The 21,773-nt window shown below is 66.9% G+C and carries 22 protein-coding genes; 20 read left to right on the forward strand and 2 right to left on the reverse strand.

Annotation, left to right across the window (positions count from 1 at the left end; all coding sequences use genetic code 11):
- The first annotated feature begins 219 nt into the window (after nucleotides 1-219).
- The 4 genes from ABW16_RS13955 to ABW16_RS13970 all read left to right on the forward strand — a co-directional run bounded on the left by ABW16_RS13955 (nucleotide 220) and on the right by ABW16_RS13970 (nucleotide 4,381).
- Nucleotides 220-675 (forward strand): hypothetical protein, encoded by a 456-nt coding sequence (locus ABW16_RS13955; protein WP_047319786.1) that lies wholly within the window; start codon nucleotides 220-222, stop codon nucleotides 673-675.
- 195 nt (nucleotides 676-870) lie between these two features.
- Entirely contained in the window at nucleotides 871-2,136 is a 1,266-nt protein-coding gene (locus ABW16_RS13960) for an aspartate kinase (protein WP_047319787.1), read from the forward strand.
- Between the two features lies 1 nt (nucleotide 2,137).
- Nucleotides 2,138-3,184, forward strand: coding sequence for an aspartate-semialdehyde dehydrogenase (locus ABW16_RS13965; protein ID WP_047319788.1), 1,047 nt, complete (start codon nucleotides 2,138-2,140; stop codon nucleotides 3,182-3,184).
- Nucleotides 3,185-3,268: 84 nt separating this feature from the next.
- Complete coding sequence (locus ABW16_RS13970) at nucleotides 3,269-4,381, forward strand: DUF4185 domain-containing protein (protein ID WP_047319789.1); 1,113 nt, start codon at nucleotides 3,269-3,271, stop codon at nucleotides 4,379-4,381.
- Here ABW16_RS13970 and ABW16_RS13975 read toward each other — a convergent pair.
- Nucleotides 4,374-5,093: a hypothetical protein gene (locus ABW16_RS13975; RefSeq protein WP_131721499.1), complete on the reverse strand. Its 720-nt coding sequence runs from the start codon at nucleotides 5,091-5,093 to the stop codon at nucleotides 4,374-4,376. The two genes, ABW16_RS13970 and ABW16_RS13975, sit on opposite strands and share 8 nt — an antisense overlap.
- Before the next feature lie 218 nt (nucleotides 5,094-5,311).
- Here ABW16_RS13975 and ABW16_RS27245 point away from each other — a divergent pair, with 218 nt between their 5' ends.
- The 16 genes from ABW16_RS27245 (at nucleotide 5,312) to ABW16_RS26035 (ending at nucleotide 21,422) form a co-directional block, all read left to right on the forward strand.
- Entirely contained in the window at nucleotides 5,312-5,647 is a 336-nt protein-coding gene (locus tag ABW16_RS27245; RefSeq protein WP_047319791.1) for a hypothetical protein, read from the forward strand.
- Nucleotides 5,648-5,728: 81 nt separating this feature from the next.
- Complete coding sequence (locus ABW16_RS13985) at nucleotides 5,729-6,100, forward strand: hypothetical protein (RefSeq protein ID WP_047319792.1); 372 nt, start codon at nucleotides 5,729-5,731, stop codon at nucleotides 6,098-6,100.
- A 135-nt stretch (nucleotides 6,101-6,235) separates the two neighbouring features.
- A complete protein-coding gene (locus ABW16_RS13990; protein WP_047319793.1) occupies nucleotides 6,236-7,684 on the forward strand; it encodes a catalase in 1,449 nt (482 codons plus the stop codon).
- Complete coding sequence (locus ABW16_RS13995; RefSeq protein WP_047319794.1) at nucleotides 7,677-8,342, forward strand: sensor domain-containing protein; 666 nt, start codon at nucleotides 7,677-7,679, stop codon at nucleotides 8,340-8,342. Before ABW16_RS13990 ends, ABW16_RS13995 begins: the two co-directional genes overlap by 8 nt.
- Nucleotides 8,343-8,406: 64 nt before the next feature.
- Complete coding sequence (egtA, locus tag ABW16_RS14000; RefSeq protein WP_047319795.1) at nucleotides 8,407-9,693, forward strand: ergothioneine biosynthesis glutamate--cysteine ligase EgtA; 1,287 nt, start codon at nucleotides 8,407-8,409, stop codon at nucleotides 9,691-9,693.
- Nucleotides 9,690-10,970: an ergothioneine biosynthesis protein EgtB gene (egtB, locus tag ABW16_RS14005; protein ID WP_047319796.1), complete on the forward strand. Its 1,281-nt coding sequence runs from the start codon at nucleotides 9,690-9,692 to the stop codon at nucleotides 10,968-10,970. Before egtA ends, egtB begins: the two co-directional genes overlap by 4 nt.
- Nucleotides 10,970-11,671: an ergothioneine biosynthesis protein EgtC gene (gene egtC, locus ABW16_RS14010; RefSeq protein WP_047319797.1), complete on the forward strand. Its 702-nt coding sequence runs from the start codon at nucleotides 10,970-10,972 to the stop codon at nucleotides 11,669-11,671. Before egtB ends, egtC begins: the two co-directional genes overlap by 1 nt.
- Nucleotides 11,668-12,633 (forward strand): L-histidine N(alpha)-methyltransferase, encoded by a 966-nt coding sequence (gene egtD / locus ABW16_RS14015; protein WP_047319798.1) that lies wholly within the window; start codon nucleotides 11,668-11,670, stop codon nucleotides 12,631-12,633. Before egtC ends, egtD begins: the two co-directional genes overlap by 4 nt.
- Nucleotides 12,634-12,809: 176 nt before the next feature.
- Complete coding sequence (locus tag ABW16_RS14020) at nucleotides 12,810-13,661, forward strand: hypothetical protein (protein ID WP_131721500.1); 852 nt, start codon at nucleotides 12,810-12,812, stop codon at nucleotides 13,659-13,661.
- A gap of 28 nt (nucleotides 13,662-13,689) precedes the next feature.
- Nucleotides 13,690-14,490, forward strand: coding sequence for a hypothetical protein (locus ABW16_RS14025; RefSeq protein ID WP_131721501.1), 801 nt, complete (start codon nucleotides 13,690-13,692; stop codon nucleotides 14,488-14,490).
- A 39-nt stretch (nucleotides 14,491-14,529) separates the two neighbouring features.
- A complete protein-coding gene (locus ABW16_RS14030; RefSeq protein WP_131721502.1) occupies nucleotides 14,530-15,345 on the forward strand; it encodes a hypothetical protein in 816 nt (271 codons plus the stop codon).
- A gap of 110 nt (nucleotides 15,346-15,455) precedes the next feature.
- The gene (locus ABW16_RS14035; RefSeq protein WP_200900662.1) at nucleotides 15,456-15,992 is read left to right on the forward strand and encodes a hypothetical protein; all 537 of its coding nucleotides are present in this window, start codon (nucleotides 15,456-15,458) and stop codon (nucleotides 15,990-15,992) included.
- 535 nt (nucleotides 15,993-16,527) lie between these two features.
- The gene (locus tag ABW16_RS14040; RefSeq protein WP_047319802.1) at nucleotides 16,528-17,040 is read left to right on the forward strand and encodes a hypothetical protein; all 513 of its coding nucleotides are present in this window, start codon (nucleotides 16,528-16,530) and stop codon (nucleotides 17,038-17,040) included.
- 174 nt (nucleotides 17,041-17,214) lie between these two features.
- Entirely contained in the window at nucleotides 17,215-20,001 is a 2,787-nt protein-coding gene (locus ABW16_RS14045; protein WP_052956913.1) for an AAA family ATPase, read from the forward strand.
- Between the two features lie 506 nt (nucleotides 20,002-20,507).
- Nucleotides 20,508-20,903 carry a hypothetical protein gene (locus ABW16_RS26415; RefSeq protein ID WP_047319803.1) on the forward strand — a complete coding sequence of 132 codons (396 nt, stop codon included), beginning with the start codon at nucleotides 20,508-20,510 and terminating at the stop codon, nucleotides 20,901-20,903.
- Between the two features lie 15 nt (nucleotides 20,904-20,918).
- Nucleotides 20,919-21,422, forward strand: coding sequence for a hypothetical protein (locus tag ABW16_RS26035; protein WP_131721503.1), 504 nt, complete (start codon nucleotides 20,919-20,921; stop codon nucleotides 21,420-21,422).
- Between the two features lie 21 nt (nucleotides 21,423-21,443).
- On the opposite strand, the gene ABW16_RS14060 is transcribed toward ABW16_RS26035, so the two are convergent.
- Nucleotides 21,444-21,740 (reverse strand): hypothetical protein, encoded by a 297-nt coding sequence (locus ABW16_RS14060; RefSeq protein ID WP_131721504.1) that lies wholly within the window; start codon nucleotides 21,738-21,740, stop codon nucleotides 21,444-21,446.
- Between the last annotated feature and the right edge of the window lie 33 nt (nucleotides 21,741-21,773).

Raw genomic sequence — 21,773 nt, forward strand, 5'->3', positions numbered from 1 at the left:
GTCAGACCCCGTCGCGGCGTCCGAGCAGGAGCGCGCGCAGCACGTCGGCCAGTGTAGCGCCTACCGGCCGGGCGCCAAACTCTCGGGCAAACGGTCGCGATGCTCGGGCGGACCACGGGCCGTTCCACTGAGCGGAACGAGGTGTTGACCCGCCGGGAGAGCGGTCGATAAAAACGTCCTAGCTCTCAGGGAAAACCCAGAGAAACATTAGGGGGAAGCATGCGTACCACTCAACACCGGATAGTCCCAGCGCTGGGTGCGGCCGCCGGTGCGCTGCTGACTGCCGGCTTCCTGCCGGTCGGTGTGGCATGGGCTGACGAGATCTATTTCGTGCCGGACCCGTCCACCTTGCATCCCTCTCAGGTGGCGGGCAACGCCCCATACTCCCCGGCGGTGGTCAGCGGCACCGAAGTGTGGCACCCGTACGACGTCGACACGCAGTCCATCGATTACAACACCACCCTGAATGGCCTGGACACTCACACCGCCTCCGTATTCTTCACCAACGACATCCTCGCGATGGATGGCTTTACCGTCGACCTGATGAACTTCGGTGGCGGTTGGGAGAACGAATGGCTGGAAACTCCGCTGACCGACGTTGGCGGAGCGGATCTGCTCATCACCCCGTTCGGCGATTTTCAGCTGTGGGGTCCTGCCGACGCTTTCACCACCTAGGCAGCTGAGCTGTGCCCGGCACCCCGGGCTGCTGTTCCCCGACCCGGGAAACGCGTGCCATCGCGTTTTCCGGTATCCCGTTAGCTTGTACCGGGGTGGCCAGTATCGTCACCTGGTACGCCAGCACGGCCGCATCGTCGCCGAGTGGGCCCACGTATCCTGTTGTCTGCATTCCCAGACTCCGAAAGGACGACCGTGGCGCTCGTCGTGCAGAAATACGGCGGATCGTCGGTGGCCGACGCCGACCGGGTCCGCCGGGTCGCCGAGCGCATCGTCGAGACCAAAAGAGCTGGTAACGAGGTGGTGGTGGTCTGCTCGGCGATGGGCGACACCACCGATGACCTGCTGGATCTCGCGCAGCAGGTCTGTTCTGCTCCGCCGGCCCGCGAACTGGACATGTTGCTGACCGCCGGGGAGCGGATCTCCAATGCCCTGGTCGCGATGGCCGTCGAGGAGCTGGGCTGCAATGCCCGCTCGTTCACCGGGTCGCAGGCCGGCGTCATCACCACCGGTGCGCACGGCAAGGCCAAGATCATCGACGTCACCCCGGGCCGGCTGCAGGCCGCGCTCGGCGAAGACCAGGTGGTGCTGGTCGCCGGCTTCCAGGGCGTCAGCCAGGACACCAAGGACGTCACCACCTTGGGCCGCGGCGGCTCGGACACCACCGCGGTCGCGCTGGCCGCCGCGCTGAAGGCCGACGTCTGCGAGATCTACACCGACGTCGACGGCATCTTCAGCGCCGACCCGCGCATCGTGCCCAACGCCAAGCGCCTGGACACCGTCACCTTCGAGGAGATGCTCGAACTGGCCGCGTGCGGCGCCAAGGTGCTCATGCTGCGCTGCGTGGAGTACGCCCGCCGCTACCACCTGCCCATCCACGTCCGGTCCTCCTACTCGGACAAGCCCGGCACCATCGTTTCCGGATCGATCAAGGACATCCCCATGGAAGACGCCATCCTGACCGGAGTCGCACACGACCGCAGCGAAGCCAAGGTGACCGTGGTCGGCATCCCCGACCTGCCCGGTTACGCGGCCAAGATCTTCCGCGCCGTCGCCGACGCCGACATCAACATCGACATGGTGTTGCAGAACGTCTCGAAGATCGAGGACGGCAAGACCGACATCACCTTCACCTGCCCGCGCGACAACGGGCCGGCCGCGGTGGCCAAGCTGGAGTCGCTCAAGGGCGAGATCGGCTTCACCGAGGTCCTCTACGACGCCAAGGTGGGCAAGGTGTCGCTGATCGGCGCCGGGATGCGTAGCCACCCGGGCGTTACGGCCACCTTCTGCGAGACGCTGGCCGACAACGGGGTCAACATCGACCTGATCTCCACCTCCGAGATTCGAATCTCGGTGCTGTGCGCCGAAGATGATCTGGACAAGGCCGTCGTTTCGCTGCACGAGGCGTTCGGCCTCGGCAGCGACGAGGCGGCCACGGTCTACGGCGGGACGGGACGCTGACATGGTTGCCATCGGTGTAGTCGGTGCGACCGGTCAGGTCGGCCAGGTGATGCGCACCCTGTTGGAGGAACGCAACTTTCCCGCCGACGAGGTCCGGTTTTTCGCCTCGGCGCGCTCGGCGGGGCGCAAGTTGGCGTTCCGCGGTGCCGAGATCGAGGTCGAGGACGCCGAGACCGCTGACCCGTCCGGGCTGGACATCGCGGTGTTCTCGGCCGGGGCGACGATGTCGCGGGTGCAGGCGCCGCGGTTCGCCGCCGCCGGGGTCACCGTGATCGACAACTCGTCGGCGTGGCGCAAGGACCCGGACATTCCGCTGGTGGTCTCCGAGGTGAACTTCGATCGCGACGTGCGCGGAAAGAAGTTGGCCAAGGGCATCATTGCCAACCCGAACTGCACCACCATGGCGGCGATGCCGGTGCTCAAGCCGCTGCACGACGAGGCCGGCCTGACCCGGCTGATCGTGTCGACCTACCAGGCGGTCTCGGGCAGCGGCCTGGCCGGCGTGCAGGAGCTGGCCACCCAGATCCGTGCCGTCGCCGACGGCGCCGAGCAACTGGTGCACGACGGTGGCGCGGTGGACTTCCCGGCACCGGACAAGTACGTCGCGCCCATCGCGTTCAACGTGATCGCGCTGGCCGGCTCGCTGGTCGACGACGGTTCGGGTGAGACGGATGAAGACCAGAAGCTGCGGTTCGAGAGCCGCAAGATCCTCGGTATCCCAGAGCTTTTGGTGAGCGGCACCTGCGTTCGGGTGCCGGTGTTCACCGGGCACTCGCTGTCGATCAACGCCGAGTTCGCCCGGCCGCTGTCTCCGCAGCGGGCCGCCGAGCTGCTGGCCGACGCCCCCGGTGTGACGCTGACCGACGTGCCGACCCCGCTGGCTGCCGCCGGCGCCGACGACTCGCTGGTGGGCCGGATCCGGGTTGACCCGGGTGCTCCCGACGGGCGTGGCCTGGCGCTGTTCGTCTCCGGGGACAACCTGCGTAAAGGCGCGGCGCTCAACACGATTCAGATCGCCGAGCTGCTGGCTGCATCTTCCGGGTCCTGACGCGGCCCTGCCAAGGCGCCGAACGTGCACTCAGCCCGAAAGTTTCCACGATTTTTCGGGCTGAATACACGCTCGGCGGGGTGCATGGCCATGGTGGCGTTGATGACCGGCCCGTGGGTCGCGCATGCCGAGCCGCCCGCGCCCGTCCCACGTCCGGTGCTGTGGCCGCTGGCCGAAGGCCAAGTGGTCCGGATCGGCCCCAACGCCGGAACCGGAACGCCCACCGGCGATTACGGTATCGGCGCCACCGACCTGTGCGAGTTCATGGAGTTCCCCACCGCGGTACTGCAGATCTGCGGGGACAGCTTCGCCGGCCAGGGCGTCGGGTACGGCGGCTGGTATTCGCCGATCGCGCTGCGCGCCGACCCCGATTCGGTCGACGACTCCGAGGGGGTGCGCTACACCGGGGTGCTCGGGGTGGACAAGCCGCTGCTGGCCGACCCTGCGCCGCCCGGTTGCACGCAGCTGCCGGCCGGGATCGTCTCGATCAACCGGACCAACTATCTGATGGTGACCACCGCCAAGATGCTGGTGCCGCAAAGCTCACGGTTGGTGAAAGCCGATCCGGCGCAACCGGGTTGGCAGACGGTGCCGGGATCGGTGCGGCCCGCCTCCTACCAGGATCACGGTCAGTCCCAGATCAGCGGCTACTACGACCCGGTTCCGACGCCGGACTCGGCCACCGGCTGGGTGTACATCGTGGCCAACAACTTTGACCGCAGCGCTTCGGTGACGCTGTACCGGGTCGCCCCGGCCAAGTTCACCGACCGGTCGGCCTGGCAGGGCTGGTCGGCCACCGCGGGTTGGGGACACGCGCCCACGCCGCTGTGGAACGACCAGATCGGTGAACTCAGCCTGCGCCAGATCGACGGCAAGCCGGTGCTGTCCTACTTCAACGGCACCACCGGCAACATGGAAGTGCGGGTGGCCTACGAACCGACCGGGTTGGGGACCGCGCCGGTGACCACGGTGGTGCAGCACGCCGAGTGGCCGGATCCGCCGGTGCCCGTCGAGACCCTGCCCTCGCCGTTCGACAACCGGCTGGCCCAGCCCTACGGCGGCTACATCTCACCGGGATCGACGCTGGACGAGCTGCGGGTGTTCGTCAGCCAATGGAACACCCAGCCGCGAGACCGCGCGCCCTATCGAGTGATCCAGTTCGCGGTGAACCCGTTCAAGCCCTGGTCGGTCAGCTGAACAGGTGCCACAGGTCGGCCCAGAAGTCCGTGGCATCGCCCGGGTTGAACGGGTTGCCCTCCGGGGAGTAGTCCTGGATGTAGTCGCCGATGGCGCTCGCGGTGTTGTTGCTGCTGCCGTCCCAGCCGGAGTAGGCGATGGCGTGCAAGCCTTCGGCGGTGGCGGTGTTGTAGTGGCTGTCGTAGACACCTGGAGAGACCGAGGCGCCCGCGAAGGCGACGGCGTAGTCGCCGGTCGCGGTGGCCACGTTGCCGTTGCCCCAGGCCGCCGCGGCGCTGGAGTGATCGCCCACCGCCGAGGCGTAGTTGAACCATCCGGTGTCCCCGACCACGGCCACGCTGTGGTCGCCCTCGGCGGAGGCGTAGTTGAAGAAGCCGCTCATCGCGTTGGCGTCGGAGTAGGCGCCATAGGCGATCGCGAAGTTGCCGAGGCTTGACGACGCGGACGCGGTGCCCAGGCTCACCAGGTCGACCCCGCTGATCGAAATGGCGAAGTTGCCGAAGCCGTCGGGGACGGTCGGCAGCGATACCGCGGCCGCCGTGCCCACCGTGGCGGCGGCATCGCCGATGTCCGCCGCCGCCAGCGCCCCGGCGACCCCCAGTGCCCCCGCGCCGCCGTCAACCGGCGACGTCCCGGCGAAAGCGACCCCCGGCGTCGCCGCCAGAGCGGCACCGATGCCCAACCCGGCCGCCAACACGCTAAGGCTGCCCACACGTTTCAGATTCCCCATTGTCGTGCCTTCCCCTGCTGCTCCCAGCCCTGGTGGCTGGTGATAGGACCGATGCTAGGAGCGAGAGGCGCGGTGGGGATACAGGGTTTTCCCTGGACTTTCTGACGTTATTTCTAGGGTGGCCGGGACGCGCGGGCTCATAGCTCCTGCATAGCCAAGACCTAGCGGTACCTGGTGTTGGCCCCGGCAAGATGCCTTACATGAGCGAAACACCTGACACCACAACCACCCCACCCGCACCGCCGGGTGAGCCCAAGCCCTACTGGCTCTATCGGCTCGCGGCCTGGGTCGCGATCGTCGCCGGAATCGTCTTCATCGTCTCGTCGATCTTCTTCGCCGGCGTCTGGGTCAGCCGCGGCGGCCCGGGCGGACACCACTGCCACGGACATCACGGGCATCACGGCCAGCACGCGATGTTCCACAAGGGCCACCACCGCGGACCGGGGCCGATGGGACCTGGCCCGGACCAGCGGGGACCCGGTGAGCTGCCGCCCTCGGTGAGCACCCAGTCCCCGCCGCCCCCACCCGGCCGGTAACCCGGTCCGGCCACGAGCAACCGGCCGCCGCCCCTCCCGAAGGGCGGCGGCCGGCGTCGTTCTGGGGCATGATTGATCGGTATGAGCGAGCCGCCAGTCCCCACCCCACCGCCTCCTCCGCCACCACCGCCGAACCGGCTCTACCAAGCCGCGGCCTGGGTGGTGATCATCGCCGGAACCGTCTTCGTCGCCACCGTCATCTTCGGCACCGGTGCCTACCTCAGCGGCGGCGGCTGGTTCGGGCATCGTCACCACGGACCGTGCATGATGCATCACGGTCCCCCGATGGGCCCCGGGTTCGGGCCCGGCGGCCCCGGCTTTGGGCCCGCAGGTCCCGGTGCGGAACCGGAGTGGCCGGGTTTCCGGCCGGCCGGCCCCGGTAACGGTCCCGGCGGCCCCGGTGGTCCGCCCGCACCGCCACCGCCCCCGCCGTCGGCTCCGCCGCACCGCTGATTCTTGTCAGAGCTGCCGAGTGTGGCGGTTTGCTGCGCGACCTGTCATCTCAGGCGTAGGTAACCGCACACTCGCCGGCGGTTTGAGTCAAACGCTTTGAGTCACAAGCTCTTGAGCACAAGAGGAGACAAGCAGATGACCGAGCACTACACCACGACCGATGCCGGCATCCCGGCGCCCAGCGACGGCGAATCGCTGACGATCGGCCCGGATGGCCCCATCCTGCTGCAGGACCACTATCTGATCGAGCAGATGGCGATGTTCAACCGGGAGCGCACCCCGGAACGTCAGCCGCACGCCAAGGGTGGTGGGGCATTCGGGCACTTCGAGGTCACCGCGGACGTCACCCGGTACACCAGGGCCGCGGTGTTTGCGCCGGGCGCCAAGACGCAGACACTGACGAGGTTCTCCACCGTCGCGGGTGAGCGGGGCAGCCCAGACACCTGGCGGGACCCGCGAGGTTTCGCGACGAAGTTCTACACCTCTGAGGGCAACTTCGACCTGGTGGGCAACAACACCCCGGTCTTCTTCATGCGTGACCCGCTGAAGTTCCAACACTTCATCCGCTCCCAGAAGCGTCGCGCGGCCAACAACCTGCGCGACCACAACATGCAGTGGGACTTCTGGAGCCTCACGCCGGAGTCGGCCCACCAGGTCACCTGGCTGATGGGGGATCGGGGTATTCCGAAGAACTGGCGCCACATGAACGGCTATTCCAGCCACACCTACAGCTGGATCAACGCCGCCGGTGAGATCTTCTGGGTGAAGTACCACTTCATCAGCGACCAGGGCGTGGATTTCCTCACGCAGGAGGAGGCCGACCGGTTGGCCGGTGTCGATGCCGACTATCACCAGCGGGACCTGTATGAGGCGATCGAGCGCGGCGAATACCCGAGTTGGACGCTGAAGATGCAGATCATGCCGTTCGAGGAGGCGAAGACCTACCGCTACAACCCGTTTGACCTCACCAAGGTATGGCCGCACGCCGACTACCCGCTGATCGACGTCGGCAAGCTGACCCTGGACCGCAATGTCAGCGACTATCACAGTGAGATCGAGCAGGCGGCGTTCCAGCCCAACAACATGGTGCCCGGCACCGGCTTGAGTCCGGACAAGATGCTGCTGGCTCGAGGTTTCTCGTATGCCGACGCGCACCGCGCCCGGATCGGGACCAACTACAGCCAATTGCCGGTCAACGCACCGAAAGTCGACGTGCACAGCTACTCCAAGGACGGCGCCATGCGGTTCGTCAACGCGACGGACCCGGTGTATGCGCCGAACTCGATGGGCGGCCCCAAGGCCGACCCGGCTCGTGCCGCGGAAGTGCGCTGGCACGCCGACGGAGACATGGTGCGTGCCGCTTACACGCTGCGCGAAGACGACGACGACTTCAGCCAGGCCCGCACCCTGGTCCGCGACGTCCTCGATGATGATGCACGGAAACGGTTGGCTTCCAATATTATTGGTCATGTGTCGGCCGGCGTCACCGAGCCGGTGCTGTCCCGGGTATTCGACTACTGGCGCAACATCGACCCCGATCTGGGGCGCGCGGTGGAGGCCGGGGTGCGGGCCAACCTTGCCTGACGGCCGGCGGGCCGCCGCGACCCTGCTGGCGGGACTGGGACTGGCCGCTGCCGGCGCAGCGGTCGTCGCCCCGGTCGCCGCAGCCGGGCCCTCCGAACCGGGCGTGGTCTCTTACGCGGTGCTGCCCAAGGGATCGGTCGGCAACATCGTCGGCGCACCGATGGGCTTCGAAGCGGTCTCCGGCGAGCCGTTCCAGGCATTCTGGGTCGACGACCCGGCCTGCAACAACTGGGCCGACATCGGCCTGCCCGAGGTCTACAACGATCCGGATCTGGCGTCGTTCAACAGCGCCCTCACGCAGACCTCGGCCACCGATCAGGGGCACTTCGTCAAGCAGGCGGTGGGGGTGTTCGCCACCAATGAGGCTGCCGCCGCGGCCTTTCACCGGGTCGTCGACCGGACGGTCGGCTGCTCGGGCCGCACCACCGCGATGCATCTGGACAACGGAGCCACCCAGGTCTGGGCATTCGGCGGCGGGCCGGCCACGGGAACGGACGCCGCCTGGACCAAGCAGGAGGCCGGCACCGACCGGCGCTGTTTCAACCAGACCCGACTGCGGGCGAACGTCTTGTTGCAGGCCAAGGTCTGTCAGTCCGGCAACGCCGGCCCGGCGGTGAACGTGCTGGCAGGCGCGATGCAGAACTCCCTGGGTCAGTAATCACCGGTTCTCTTGTCGCCCGTCTCCGGTAGCGTCGGGAAGATCAACGGGCGGAGGGGTTGATATGGGGTTCGCCGCGGCGACGCAACTGTCCCGCGGAGATGAGGCTTGCCTGGGCGGCCCCGAACTGTCCGGTGCGTCCGACGCCGCCGACTACATCACCGGACGCTGCCTCACCGATGGCCCGCACGGCCGGGTGGGCCTGGAGATCGAGGCGCACTGTTTCGACCCGGGCGACCCGCACCGTCGCCCCGGCTGGGCCGAGATCGGTGACGTGCTGCAATCCCTGCCGGCGTTGCCGGGCCGCAGCGTCGTCACACTCGAGCCCGGCGGTGCTGTGGAGCTTTCCGGCCCGCCGCTGACCGGTGCCCCCGCCGCGATCGAAGCGATGGCCGCCGATCAGGCGGTGCTGCGCGCGGCGTTCGCCGACGCCGGGCTGGGTCTGGTGCAGCTGGGCGCTGACCCGCTGCGGCCCACCGAGCGGATCAACCCCGGCGAGCGCTACGCGGCGATGGAGCAGTTCTTCGCCGCCAGCCACACCGGCTCGGCCGGCGCGGCGATGATGACGTCGACGGCGTCGGTCCAGCTCAATCTGGATGCCGGTCCGCGTTCCGGTTGGGCCGACCGGGTCCGGCTGGCCCACGCGCTGGGTCCGACGATGGTGGCGATCGCCGCGAACTCCCCGTTGCTGGCCGGGGAATTCTCCGGCTGGCGCTCCACCCGCCAGCGCGTCTGGAGCCGGCTGGACTCGGCGCGCTGCGGTCCCGTACTGGGCCTGGACGGCACCGATCCCGCCACCGACTGGGCGCGGTACGCGCTCAAAGCGCCGGTCATGCTGGTGCACACTCCCGAAGCGATTCCGGTCAGCCGCTACGTGCCGTTCGCCGACTGGGCCGACGGACGGGTGCGTCTCGGCGGCCGCCGCGCCGGCATCGAAGACCTCGACTACCACCTGACCACACTGTTTCCCCCGGTCCGCCCGCGCGGCTGGCTGGAGATCCGCTACCTCGACAGCGTCGACGACACCCTCTGGCCGGCACTGGTGTTCACCCTGGCGGCCCTGCTCGACGACCCGGTCGCCGCCGACAGCGCCGCCGAAGCCGTCGCACCCGTCGCGACCGCCTGGGACGTCGCCGCCCGGATCGGCCTGGCCGACCCGCGGCTGCAGGCGGCCGCCGAGCGCTGCGTTGGGCTGGTCGCTGACCGTGCCCCGGCATCCCTGCGCGAGGGGATGGATCGGCTGGTCGGCATGGTCGAACGGGGCCGCTGCCCGGCCGATGACGTCACCGACGAAGTGACCCGGACCGGCGCTAAGGCGATGGTGGTCCGAATGGCGCGCAGACAGTTATGACCACAGCCGAAATATTGGCCCGCGACCTGACCCGGGCGCGGCGGCGCACGCTGGCGCTCGTCGATTTCGACGACGCGGAGCTGCACCGCCAGTACGACCCGCTGATGAGCCCGCTGGTATGGGACCTGGCCCATATCGGTCAGCAGGAGGAGCTGTGGCTGTTGCGGGACGGGGACCCGGCCCGGCCCGGCCTGCTCCCGGCGGATGTCGAGGGCCTCTACGACGCCTTCACCCACGCACGGGCCAGCCGCGTCGACCTGCCACTGTTGGCGCCCGAACAGGCCCGGAAGTATTGCGCCACCGTACGTTCCAAGGTTTTCGACAAGTTGGAGTCGTTGCCCGGCGACTTCTCGGACGGCTTCGTGTTCGGCCTGGTGCTCAGTCACGAACACCAGCACGACGAGACCATGCTGCAAGCGCTGAACCTGCGTGCCGGCCCACCCCTGCTCGGCGCGGGTGGCGGCCTGCCCGCCGGCCGGCCCGACCTGGCGGGAACCTCGGTGCTGGTACCGGGCGGTGAATTCGTGCTCGGCGTCGACCCGACGGATGAACCCTTCTCGCTCGACAACGAGCGTCCCGCGCACCGCGTCGATCTGGCGGCGTTTCGGATCGGCCGGGTGCCGGTGACCAACCGTGAATGGCGGGCGTTCGTCGACGACGGCGGCTACCGGCAACCTCAGTGGTGGAGCGAACGGGGTTGGCGTCACTGTGTGCAGGCCGGGTTGACGGCGCCGCAGTTCTGGGGTCCGGACCATCGATCCCGGGTCCGGTTCGGTCACACCGAGGACCTGCCCGACGACGAACCGGTGCAGCACGTCAGCTACTTCGAGGCGCAGGCCTACGCGGCATGGGCCGGGGCCCGGCTGCCCACCGAGACCGAATGGGAGAAGGCCTGCGCGTGGGATCCGGACATCGGGGCGCGACGCCGGTATCCCTGGGGTGCAACGGATCCCTCGGGCGAGCTGGCCAACCTCGGCGGTGCGGCGCTGCGTCCGGCTCCGGTCGGGGCCTACCCGGGCGGGGCGTCGGCGTACGGTGCGCAACAACTGCTGGGCGATGTCTGGGAGTGGACGAGTTCGCCCCTGCAACCGTGGCCGGGCTTTGCCCCGATGATCTACCAACGCTATTCGGAGCCGTTCTTCGGCGGCGACTACCGGGTGCTGCGCGGCGGGTCGTGGGCGGTCGCCCCCGAGATCCTGCGGCCGAGCTTCCGCAATTGGGACCACCCTTACCGGCGGCAGATCTTCGCCGGTGTGCGACTGGCCTGGGACGCCTGATGTGCCGGCACCTGGGCTGGCTGGGTAGGACGCGGTCGCTGGCGGAGTTGATGCTGGAACCGCCGCAGGGCCTGCTGGTGCAGTCCTACGCACCACGCCGGCAGCAGCATGGGTTGCTCAACGCCGACGGTTGGGGCGCAGGGTTTTTCGATGCCTCCCGGGGCGGGGTGCCGCGACGGTGGCGCAGCGCGGCACCGTTGTGGGGCGACGTGTCCTTCGCCTCGGTCGCGCCGGTGCTCGCCAGCCACTGCGTGGTGGCCGCGGTGCGCTCGGCGACCGTCGGTATGCCCATCGAAGCCAGCGCCACCGCGCCGTTCACCGACGGCGCCTGGTTGCTGTCGCACAACGGCGTGGTGAACCGCGCGGCGTTGCCCACCACCGCGGAGGCGGAATCGGTCTGTGACAGCGCGATCCTGGCCGCGGCGATCTTCGCCCGCGGGGTGGAATCGTTGGGTGAGGTGGTCGCCGAGATCGGTGCCGCCGATCCGCAAGCCCGGCTGAACATTCTGACCGCCAACGGTTCTCGGATGTTGGCCACGACCTGGGGGGATACCTTGTCGATGTTGCACGGGGCCGATGGTGTGGTGCTGGCCAGCGAACCCTACGACGACGACCCGCGCTGGGTGGACATCCCGGACCGGCACTTGGTGGACGCGCATGACGGCGAGGTCCGTGTCACCGCCTTGGACTCCATCCGATGACGGTATCCATAGCCAATCACCTGGCGGCCGATGCGGCTCGATCCGCACTGCGGGCCGACGTCCGGTACGGACTTGCGCAGGATCCGAAATCCTTGCCGCCCAAGTGGTTCTACGACGATGTCGGCAGCGAGTTGTTCGACCGGATCACCCGGCTGCCCGAGTATTACCCCACCCGCGCCGAGGCCGAGATTCTGCGAGCGCACTCGGCCGAGGTGGCGGCACTGTCGGGCGCGGACACTCTGGTCGAACTGGGCAGCGGCACCTCGGAAAAGACCCGGATGCTGCTGGACGCGATGCAGGATGCCGGGGCGCTGCGCCGATTCATCCCGTTCGACGTGGACGCCGGGGTGCTGGAGGCCGCGGGGGAGGCGATCGCTCGTGACTATCCCGGCGTGCGAGTGCAGGGTGTCTGCGGCGACTTCGAGCACCATCTCGCCGAGATCCCCGATGGCGGCAGGCGACTGTTCGTGTTCCTGGGATCGACCATCGGCAACCTGACACCGGGACCGCGTGCTGAATTCTTGGCCGACCTTGCCGCCGTCATGCACCACGGTGACGGCCTGCTGCTGGGCACCGACCTCGTCAAAGACACCGGCAGGCTGGTACGTGCCTACGACGACGCGGCCGGGGTGACAGCGGCGTTCAACCGCAACGTGCTCGCAGTGGTGAACCGCGAACTCGACGCCGACTTCGACCTGGACGAGTTCGCCCATGTGGCGCGCTGGAATTCAGCGGAACAGCGCATCGAGATGTGGCTGCGGGCCCGCCGCGCCCAGCACGTCGTGGTCGGTGCGCTGGAGCTGGCTGTCGATTTCGCGGCCGGCGAGGAGATGCTGACCGAGGTCTCCTGCAAATTCCGGCCGGAGCAGGTAGCCGACGAGCTGGCCGCCGCGGGACTGCGGCGTCGCCGGTGGTGGACCGACGCCGCAAGCGATTTCGGCCTATCGCTGTCCTTTAAATGAGGTTCGCCGCGGCGGAGCTCCAGATGCAACCCTTGGGCACAGGATTGGCGAAAGTGTAGGCAGATCCCTTATTGGTCGGCGTCCCTAACCGGCCATACGCTTCGCACATTCGAAAGGTGTGGCTCAGGGCCCGTCGGGCAGCGAATGGTGCCACGCACGTGCACCGAGGGACTGTCATGAGAAAACGAACACTGACACTGATCGCGATGGTGGGCGCCGCGGCCTGGCTGATCGGGATCGCCCCGCCGACCGCCCGTGCCGACGCGTTGCCCAATGGCTACGACGTGACCTGCACGCAAAACGGCAACGACGTGATATGCAACATCTCGGGTTGCCCGCGCGTGAAAGACGACGAGGCCGGGGACGCGGTGCACCTGCTGACCAACGGCCAGGGCCAACAAGAGCTCAAAAAAGACTGCAACGGCACCGCAATTGGAACCATCGCCGGGTTTGGCGCCAGCCCGTTCACCTTGGGGGTCCAGGGCTGCCGCAAGCATCCCGTTGGTTCGGATGATTGCGGCCCATGGTCGGACTACAAGTACACCCCACCAGCGAAAGCAGCGGCCCCGGCAGCCGAGCCGGTCCTTTGCACGGCAGGGCCGGACGCGGGGAAGAAACTGCCGCCCGGTTCGACGTGCTCATCAGCACCCGCAGCTCAGGCTCAGGCCGCACCGGTGCAATGCCCGGCAGGCTCGGTGGAGCCCACCGTTCCAGCCGGCGGGGTCTGCAGTCCGCCGGACCATGACGTGGCGATGACCATCACCCAGAGTGGTTTGAACGCGACCGTGGATATCACCAACAATTCCAGTCTGCCCGCCGATTGCACCTACACCGCAACAAAAACCGCCGGGCTCGGACCGCAAACAGTCACGAGAACCATCGCCGTCGGCCCGAAGAGCACCGGCGCGATCACCGACATGTTGTGGCCACCGCCCCTCACCACCTACGACGCAGTGGCGATCTGCACGATTACCTACCTGGGGTCGCCGTGGCCCGTCGGCAAAGCTAGCCAGACCGTGACCGGCTGACGGACGATCCGCTCGCCAGGGGGCAGTCATGAGAAAACGAACATCGACACTGTTGTCGATCCTGGCCGCCGCAGCGTGGCTGTTCGGGACCAACGCTGCGCCGTCGATGGCGCCGACCGCTCGCGCCGAGACGTTGTCCAACGGGTACAGCGTGACCTGCTCGCCCAACGGCACCGAAGTGTCCTGCGACATCTCGGGTTGCCCGCGCGTGCACGACGACGAGGCCGGGGATGTGGTGCACACCTTGTACAACGGTCAGAACCAACAAGAGCTCAGCAAGGGCTGCAACAACGACGCAACTGCAATCGTCGCAGGCGTCAGCGGCCCGTTCACCCTGTCGGTCCAGGGCTGCCGCAAGCATCCCGTGGGTTCGGATGACTGCGGTGCATGGGCGGACTACCGGTACTTCCCATCGGCGGCCCCGGCCGCGCCGGCCGCGCCGGTGGCAGCGCCCGCTGTACCGGGCGCAGCACCGGTGCAATGCCCGGCGGGCTCGGTGGAAGCCACCGTCCCGGCCGGCCAGCCATGCGCCCCGCCACACGACGACGTGGCGATGTACATCACTCCGCAAGGCGTAGACGCGCATGTGGCCATCACCAACAAATCCAGCCTACCCGCCCAATGCGCTTACACCGCAACAAAAGTCGTCGGCCTCGGGCCGCAAACGGTGAGCAGAACGGTCGAGGTGGGTCCGAACAGCACCAGTTCGATCACCGACATGCTTTGGCCGTCCCCCTTCACCATCTACGACGCAGAGGTGGACTGCACGGTCATCTATGAGGGCCTGACATGGCCCATCGGTAAGGCCGGCCAGAAGTTGTCCGGCTGACGAGATCGTCCGCGCGGAACTTGAGGAAAGGGAACTGTGATGAGAAGACGAACACCTGCACCGATCGCGATTGTGGCCGCCGCGGCCTGGCTGTTCGGGATCGCCGTGCCGTTGATGGCACCCATCGCCCGGGCCGACGCTTTGCCGAATGGCTACAGCGTGACCTGTACGCAAAACGGTTCCGAAGCGATATGCACCATCTCTGGGTGTCCGCGAGTCCACGAAGATGAGGCCGGGGACGTGGTGCACCTCAAGTCCAACGGCGGGCCCCAAGTAGAACTGAGCAAAGGCTGCGGCAGCGACGCAACAGAAACCGTCAAGAACGGCAACGACGCTTTCACACTGTCGGTCCAGGGCTGCCGCAAGCATTCGGTGGGGTCGGACGACTGTGGCGCATGGTCGGACTACCAGTACACCCCACCGGCCAAACCGGCAGCACCCGCCGCAGCACCCGCTGCACCGGCTGCACCGGCAGCACCGGCTCAGGCCGCACCGGTGCAATGCCCGGCGGGCTCGGTGGAGGCCACTGTTCCGGCCGGCCAGCAATGCGCCGCGCCGCACGATGCCATAGCGATGAACATCACCAAGAGTGGTATCAACGCGATCGTCAATATCACCAACAATTCCGGCTTGCCCGCCCTGTGCAACTACACCGGAACAAAAACCGCCGGAATCGGGCCGGCAGTAGTCAAGGAGAGCCTCAAAATCTCCCCGAACAGCACCGGTTCGCTCACCGACATGATGTACCCGCCCCTCGGAGACACCTACGAAGCAGAGGTGGAGTGCACAGCCACCTACAACGGCCAGGGGATGTCCATCGGTCGGGCCAGTCAGACCGTGACCGGCCACCTGTGATCGGCCGACGGAACCGCCCGGCAAATAGTCAATGGCACCAGTCACATTGCCGACATATTGTGGCCTCGCCTCTTCACCAGCGTCGACGACCGTCTCTGGAAGGAATCCCGATGGACAAGAGCAGCAAAGGTATCCGCGGCGGACGCAGGTGCGCGGTTCTTCTCAACACGGCGGCGCTCGCCACGGCGGCCGCCTGGAGTGCGCTCGCTTTGGCGAGCCCGGCCAATGCCCAGGTGTTCGACAAGCATCTGGCGATGGATTGCCCAAAGCCCTATAGCCAACAGTGCCTCGGGCATCCCGGCATCGTGGTTCACACGAACGGGCCACTGTATGCGAAGTTCACCGCGGACGGGAATCCTCCGTCCTGCGCGCCCGGTGATGCGGCGATACTTTTCAACGATTGGCCCGGCAATCATGCGGTGGTTCAGCCTGGAGAGTCCGTCGAGCTCGCCCAAAATCGTGGCGATTCCGAAGATGTCTACGTCGAAGTGCAGATGACCGGCGTTCTCGGCGGTTGCAACACCGGCGCTATGAGCGGCTGGTCCGGCAACCTTCACGTCGAAACCGACGACGACGCCGCGCGGTATGTCGGCCAGCCGATACCGCTTGACCGTCCGCCGTCGAAGCCGCCTTACGTGCGGCAGTAACGACCCGAGGAGTCGTGGTGGCAAGAAACGTCAACATGCCGGCGTTGCCCCTGGCTGCGCTGACGGCATGGGCAACCGTCATCGGTGCGGTGCCGGCATGGGCGGATCCGCACCCGGTACCCGACCCGACATGTGCGTCGGGCCTCGTCTGGCGAGCGGCGTATCCCGGCGACACGGTCTGTGTCCGGCCGGGAGACCGCGACCGCACCGCGCAAGAGAACGCCGACGCCGCGAGCCGGATCGATCCCAACGGCGCATACGGCCCACAGAGTTGTCAGCAAGGGTTCGTGTGGCGCGATGCCTACCGTTCGGACGCGGTTTGTGTCTCGCCCGATACCCGACGCGAAAATCAGGACTGGAATCACTACGAGTGTGGGACGGCAGAGGACGCCCAACGCCACGCCGGATACTGTGGGCCACTACCGCCGCCGCCCCGCGACCTTCGGTAGTGCCCGGTGCGTGACAGCCGGGACGCGGCGAAACTGTAGTGATATCCCTGATTCCGAGCCGACCGTGGCGGGCTTAGCGTGGACCAATGCAGCAGCAACGCAACGTCCTGGCCGTCTTGTTCACCGTCGTGCTGGTGTCGCTGGCGTCGGCGTGCGGATCCAGCGGCACCGGCCAGTCGCCGGCCGCGGCGTCCGGCTCGGCGCAGTCGGCCAAGCGCATTGATGCCTGCTCGATGATCTCCCCGCAGGACATCTCGTCGCTGCTCGGAGTTTCGGTGGCCGGAGTCTCGACGGGCACGGAGCCCGACATGGGCGACTGCACATGGACGAATCCGTCTAACGACGAATCGGTTTCGCTGACGATCGGCAATGCCGGCACCGCACTCAACAACACGCTTCCCGCCCCCGACGCCAACTTTCCCGACCCAACGACGCCGGGGCCGGACGGCATGCGCTACATGAGCAGCGGCTCGGTCGAGTTCGCGGCAGGTAACCGCACGAATACCGTTCAGGTCGCGGTACTTCGACTGTTAGGGGATCAGGCCAACGCTGCGGCAGTGGATCTGGCTCGTAAGGTGGCGCCACAGGTGCCGCGGTAGTCGTCGCGGCGGCCGCATATTTGTCAGCGGCCATGGCCGATTGCCAGCGCGGCTCATTGCCAACCTATACGATTTTCTGCGGGGGGAACTGTCATTCCAACCGTCAAGGATCGGATGCGGGCGCATGAAAATGTTCGGGTCCGGCCCGACGGGAAGACGCGGAAGCCGCCTTTCGTGAGTTCGCTCGTCGGCCGCAGTCGCGAGACCCGCGCCATCGCCGAGTTGCTCAACGACGCGGCCGATGCCTCAACGGGGCTGATCATCGAGGGCGAGCCGGGCATCGGTAAGACGACGCTGTGGCTGGAAGGGCTACAACGCGCTCGCCAACACGGGTTCCGAGTCTTGGCCGCACGGGCGAGCGCGGCCGAATCGGTCCTGGCCTACGCCGTCCTTGCCGACCTGTTGAGTGAGGTCGATCGCGATCTCTGGGCCGATCTGCCCTCGCCGCAGCGACACGGGCTCGCAGCGGCCATCCTCAATGAGGACGAAATCGTCTCTCCTGCGGTCAAGCAACGTGCGGTGGGTGCCGCATTTCTTGCGGTGCTCAACAAGCTGGCCGACGAGTCGCCCGTGATGGTCGCCATCGATGACTTACAGTGGCTCGACCCCGCCAGTGCGGCCGCGGTGGCCTTCGCCGCGCGGCGTCTTTCCGGTCGAGTGGCATGGCTCTGCACCACACGCAGCGGTACGTCATCCGCTCCCGCGGGGTCGCTCGAGCTGAGCCGGCCGGATTCCGTTCGGCGAATCAGTTTGCCACCGTTAATGGTAGGAGAGCTGCAAGATGTGCTCACCTCGCATCTGGGAAGTCCCATACCACGGCCGAGGATGCTGCGCATCCACCAGATTTCCGGCGGAAATCCCTTCTACGCACTGGAATTGGCCAGGGAAATCGATCCGAACGACCCCACCGCCTACCTGCGGCTTCCTGCCAGCCTCGGCGAGTTGACATACTCCCGGATCAGCCGAATCGAAGGCGATGTCGATGATGCGCTGCTGGCGATCGCCAGCAGCGCCGACCCGACCATACGCGTCGTTTCCCAGGTCATTGGCCTCGCACCACAACATCTTCTAGAGATGCTCGACACGGCCGAGATGCAGCAGATCATCACCATCGAGGGCAACCGCATTCGTTTCACCCACCCGCTGCTCGCTCACGCCGTACACATGGGAGCGACGCCCCCCGCCCGGCGACGCATGCACCGGCGCCTTGCTGAGGTCATCACACAGCCCGAACTACATGCCCGTCACCTTGCGTTGGCCGACCCTGTCGGGGAACCGGAAACACTGAACGCCCTCGACGACGCCGCAGAGATCGCGCGTGGTCGTGGAGCGGCCGCTGCCGCTGCTGAGCTGTTGGAGCTGGCAATCGGATTTGGCGGTACCACGGAAGAACGGCGAATCCGGTTGGCGCAGTGCCTGTTCGACGCCGGTGATTCACACCGCGCGGGCGAGGTCCTCAAGGCGGCCATCGCTGATCTGACACCAGGCCCCCGAAGGGCCGAGGCATTGCAGCAGCTGGCCATGGTGCGGCTCTACGACGACAGTTTCCTGGACGCCTGGGAGTTGTGCCGCCAAGCAGTGGCCGACTGTGCCGACGATTCGGAGCTGCGCGTGATCGTCATGACAACCCTGGCATTCACGCAGCTGAACATCGGCCAACCGGGTGCGGCGCTGGCAACCGCCGAAGAGGCGGCCACGCTCGCCGAACGGATAGGCCCTTCTGAGGGGCTCAGCCGGGCATTGGGCATGCGCGAGATGATGCGCTTCTTCAATGGCGAGGGTGCCGCGGTAGCAAATCTGCATCGCGCTGCCAACCTGGAGCGCCTTGATACGCCCGTGCCGGTAGCGCTGCGCCCCAGTATGCACAGCGCCTTGCTGCGCGGCTGGACGGGCGACCTAGTGGAAGCCCGCGAATCTCTCGAGGAGATCAGAGACCGGTGCGAGGCCGATGGCGAAGAAGGCGAAATGGATTTCATCGCCTTTCAATCGGTGATGTTCGACGTCTGGCTTGGCAACCTCCCGCGTGCCGCCGACACCGCGAACGAGGCCATGCGACGCGCCTGCCAGTTCGGCGGCGACGCGGCCCAGTTCATCGCGTCGTCGTTGCAGTCCGTGGTCGCGAGCTATCAGGGTCGTGTTGAAGACGCGCGCCGTCACATCGATCTCGCGCTTGCCGCCGGTAGGGCAAGCGGCTACGTCACCATGCTGTCGACGCCTATTACCGCCCATGGCTTTCTGGAACTCTCCCTCGGTGATCACGCGAAGGCGTTGGCAGCGGTCGAGCCGCTGCTACCCATGGTCCATCTCGCACCGCGCTTCACCGAGATCGTCGCCTGCGGCTTCGTGCCTGACGCCGCCGAGGCCCTGATCCACCTCGATCGCCTTGACGAGGCCGAGCGGCTGATCGAGATCCTGGAAGGCAATGGGGCGCGGTTGAATCGCGCGTGGATGCTGGCCGTCGGAGCGCGGTGCCGGGCGCTGATGTCGGCTGCGCGCGGAGATGTTGCGACGGCTGTGACGTACGCAAACACCGCGCTGGCTCACCATGATCGTATTGAAATGCCCTTCGAACGGGCACGAACGCTTCTGGTTCTCGGCCGACTGGAACGTCGGCTGCGTCATTGGCAGACCGCGGCCGCAGTGCTGGCCGAGTCTTTACAGACCTTCGAGAAGGTCGGGACCCCACTGTGGGCCAGCCAAGTCCGCGCCGAGCTGGACCGCGGCACCGCCGGTCGAACCCGCTCACCCGGCCTGACGCCCACCGAACGGCGCATCGCCGAATTGGCGGCAACAGGAATGAACAATCACGACATTGCCACGATGCTGTTCATCACCCGAAAGACAGTCGAAGTCAACCTCTCTCGAATCTACCGTAAGTTGGCCATCCACTCTCGCATCGAGCTCTATCGCGTCATGGCCCAGGCCGGGCCCAGCGTCCTACCCGAGGATCCCGCCAGTTGACCTGGCCCGACCGTCTGCCGTTGCGGTGCGCCGCCGAAACTGTAGTGAAACTCCTGATGCGTCGCGAAGGCGTTGCTCCGTAGCGTTGTACCTCTCAAGACATTCAGCATTCGACGGGAAGAGAACGTCGTGCCTATATGCACTCTTAAATCCGGAGGATTCCGACCGCTCACGAGTCATGCGAAAACGGGTGACATGCATTTGTCGGTGTTCCTGTTGTGTTGTCTGCTGATTGCCGCAACGGAAATCGTCCCCGCGCCCATGGCGGCGTACGCGAATGATGGATGTCCGCAAGGCCTTGTCCCACGCAATGCGCGCCCGGGCGATCAAGTGTGTGTTACCAAGCAAGTTGCTGACGAAGTAGCGCAGGAGAACGCCAATGCGGCCAACCTCCGCGAGCCCAATGGCGGCGCCTATGGCCCCCTCACCTGCAAGCCCGGATACGTGTGGCGCGAGGCATTCGAGGGTGACGGTGTGTGTGTCACTCCGGATCGGCGCAAGGAGACGTGGGGACAGAACGCCGCCGCGGGGACCGGCCCGACCGGCGGGATCCCGGCCTCAAAGGTGCCGCCCACCGGGTCGCCCCTGCAAACTCCTGGCGCTCCGCCACCGCCCAACTCTCCGAAGCCATCGCGTCCGCCCGGGCCTGGGGGGACCCCGCCGACTGTGTCGACGACGTCGACTATCGCCCCGCCGCGGCCGACTGTGTCAACGACGTCGACTATCGCCCCGCCGACGCGGACTCCGCCGCCGACGACGATCACGACGCCGTTGCCGACGCGGACTACGCCGCCGACGACGATCACGACGCCGCTGCCGACGCGGACTCCGCCGCCACCATCCACGACTGTCAATCCGCCAACGACGACACGCCCGCCCGCACCGCCCCAGAAGACCTGTGACCCGAAGGTCGACATATGCGTCGGTTAGGAGTACGCGGCGTCTATACGGCGATCGACGTAACGACGGCCGTCAGCCTCATCGCAGCAGCGGTCTCTTGGATTATGGTCACGGTCGACGCCACGCCACGGGAGTACGGCCTGGTCTCGATGTCCGAGTCGCCGCCGCCACCGGCGATCCCGCTCACGCCGAACGACCAGGGATATGTAAGAGTCGAAACGATGTCGGGATCAACCGGCTGTTCGATCGCGAGTGAGCTGGTTGCCTGCCAAACCTCAGCGGACAACTGGCCCAATAAACCCGACGGCCGACCGTTCCACACTGTCAGCGTGAATGCGAACGGTCAATTCAATTGGGTCGAAGCCGATCTCGGCGCACTTGCGGGCCGCGTCGCCCTGGAGAGTCAGACCTATAGTGCCCAGGGCTGGACGATCGTCGCCAGCCCAGTCGGCACGACGTTCACCAATGATCGCACTGGCCATGGAATGTCGGTAACCGATCAGGCGGTGAGGCCCTTCTGACCGCTCGGCCTGGGTGACCGATCAACAGTCAAGTGTCCCCGGCCAGCCGATCGCAGCACTGATGCGTTCCGCAGGTGCGCCCGCTTCGACGCATACCTGCGCGACGGCTCCCGCCGACTCAGCTATGAAGATGCCGAACGTGTAATCGTCCGCCGGAACCGCCAGCACCATCAGGACTCGCATGGTCTCGCCGTGGGCCGCGATGGATGCCGCGCCGTCGTTGAGGCGCCCGGCCGTCTCGTTGATGGGACACGCAGGCGCTCGGGGTCCGTACCACTCCACGAGGAAGCGCTGTGGACCAACCTCGTTGATGCCCATCACCACAAGCTATCGGGACGCGTGCTGACTGGC

Source organism: Mycolicibacter heraklionensis, from assembly GCF_001021505.1.
In the GTDB taxonomy this organism is placed as follows: domain Bacteria; phylum Actinomycetota; class Actinomycetes; order Mycobacteriales; family Mycobacteriaceae; genus Mycobacterium; species Mycobacterium heraklionense.

What these genes read in the sequence shown, in the direction of transcription:
- egtD (WP_047319798.1), top strand. Translation starts at nt 11,668, where the DNA reads ATGACGGTATCCATAGCCAATCACCTGGCGGCCGATGCGGCTCGATCC.
- ABW16_RS27245 (WP_047319791.1), top strand. Translation starts at nt 5,312, where the DNA reads ATGAGCGAAACACCTGACACCACAACCACCCCACCCGCACCGCCGGGT.
- ABW16_RS14025 (WP_131721501.1), top strand. Translation starts at nt 13,690, where the DNA reads ATGAGAAAACGAACATCGACACTGTTGTCGATCCTGGCCGCCGCAGCG.
- ABW16_RS13970 (WP_047319789.1), top strand. Translation starts at nt 3,269, where the DNA reads ATGGCCATGGTGGCGTTGATGACCGGCCCGTGGGTCGCGCATGCCGAG.
- ABW16_RS14020 (WP_131721500.1), top strand. Translation starts at nt 12,810, where the DNA reads ATGAGAAAACGAACACTGACACTGATCGCGATGGTGGGCGCCGCGGCC.
- ABW16_RS13985 (WP_047319792.1), top strand. Translation starts at nt 5,729, where the DNA reads ATGAGCGAGCCGCCAGTCCCCACCCCACCGCCTCCTCCGCCACCACCG.
- ABW16_RS14035 (WP_200900662.1), top strand. Translation starts at nt 15,456, where the DNA reads ATGGACAAGAGCAGCAAAGGTATCCGCGGCGGACGCAGGTGCGCGGTT.
- ABW16_RS13955 (WP_047319786.1), top strand. Translation starts at nt 220, where the DNA reads ATGCGTACCACTCAACACCGGATAGTCCCAGCGCTGGGTGCGGCCGCC.
- ABW16_RS14060 (WP_131721504.1), bottom strand. Translation starts at nt 21,740, where the DNA reads ATGGGCATCAACGAGGTTGGTCCACAGCGCTTCCTCGTGGAGTGGTAC.
- ABW16_RS14040 (WP_047319802.1), top strand. Translation starts at nt 16,528, where the DNA reads ATGCAGCAGCAACGCAACGTCCTGGCCGTCTTGTTCACCGTCGTGCTG.
- egtC (WP_047319797.1), top strand. Translation starts at nt 10,970, where the DNA reads ATGTGCCGGCACCTGGGCTGGCTGGGTAGGACGCGGTCGCTGGCGGAG.
- ABW16_RS13990 (WP_047319793.1), top strand. Translation starts at nt 6,236, where the DNA reads ATGACCGAGCACTACACCACGACCGATGCCGGCATCCCGGCGCCCAGC.
- ABW16_RS13965 (WP_047319788.1), top strand. Translation starts at nt 2,138, where the DNA reads ATGGTTGCCATCGGTGTAGTCGGTGCGACCGGTCAGGTCGGCCAGGTG.
- egtA (WP_047319795.1), top strand. Translation starts at nt 8,407, where the DNA reads ATGGGGTTCGCCGCGGCGACGCAACTGTCCCGCGGAGATGAGGCTTGC.
- ABW16_RS14030 (WP_131721502.1), top strand. Translation starts at nt 14,530, where the DNA reads ATGAGAAGACGAACACCTGCACCGATCGCGATTGTGGCCGCCGCGGCC.
- ABW16_RS26035 (WP_131721503.1), top strand. Translation starts at nt 20,919, where the DNA reads ATGCGTCGGTTAGGAGTACGCGGCGTCTATACGGCGATCGACGTAACG.
- egtB (WP_047319796.1), top strand. Translation starts at nt 9,690, where the DNA reads ATGACCACAGCCGAAATATTGGCCCGCGACCTGACCCGGGCGCGGCGG.